Origin of the sequence: Flavobacterium succinicans (genome assembly GCF_001662485.1) — a bacterium.
Lineage (GTDB): Bacteria > Bacteroidota > Bacteroidia > Flavobacteriales > Flavobacteriaceae > Flavobacterium > Flavobacterium succinicans_A.
Map to the genome: position 1 here is coordinate 1 of NZ_JMTM01000059.1, position 963 is coordinate 963.

General features: G+C 41.2%; 1 pseudogene. It reads left to right on the plus strand.

Going from position 1 to position 963, the window contains the following annotated elements:
- Positions 1-963, plus strand: a pseudogene (locus tag FLB_RS10280) (chromophore lyase); the annotation flags it as partial.

Genomic DNA, 963 nt, shown 5'->3' on the forward strand with positions numbered 1-963 from the left:
AATGGTATCATCACTGTAACAGCTTCTGGCGGAACGGGAGCAATGAAATATGCTATTGCACCACGTTTGGATCAGTTTTTTGATACAGGAGTTTTTGATGAATTAGCACCGGGAACCTACCAAGTTATTGCACAAGATGAAAACGGTTGTTTTGTTCTTTTGTCGGCAACCGTTACTGAGCCACAACCTATTTTCGTAAATACGGTAGCCGGTTCAGAAGTGCAAGAACTTTGTTTTGGAGATAAGAATGCTGCTTTTGATATCAATATCACTGGTGGTGTGGCGCCTTATAGCGTAAGTATTGACAATAGCAATGGAACGTATTTCATAGGAACAGCGACTCAAAACGTTTTTGCCTTTACTGGATTAACAGGTGGCGATCATACGGTGTATATCAAAGATGCTAACGGTTGTACGGCTGAATGGTTGGTAGCTCTTGAAGATTCGGTAAACTTAAATCCAAAAGCATTGGTAGCTTACGGTTGTGATAATAATGCACCAAGTAATACCGTGACGGTGACTTTGGATGCGAGTATTACCAATCCAGCGGATGTAGATTATGCTTTGGATGGTGCAACGGTATTCCAAGCGAGCAATATTTTCAAGAATGTAGCGCCAGGTTTCCATACCATTACCGCAAGACATACCAACGGTTGTGAGAAAACCACCATTGCGTTCGAAGTGTTAGGATTTACGCCTTTGGCATTGAACTTAGCGGATGGAGGATTGAACGAAATTGTGGCTACCGCAACAGGTGGTGCAGGAAATTATCAGTATTCATTTGACGGTGGCAGTACTTTCAGTGCTAGCAATAAATTGATCTACTATAAATCAGGAGACTATACAGTTATTGTGCGTGATGCCAATGGTTGTGAAAAAACAGCCACGCGTTACTTTGAATTTATTGATATCAAAATTCCGAATGTGTTTACACCGAATGGAGATGGTAATAATGATACTTGG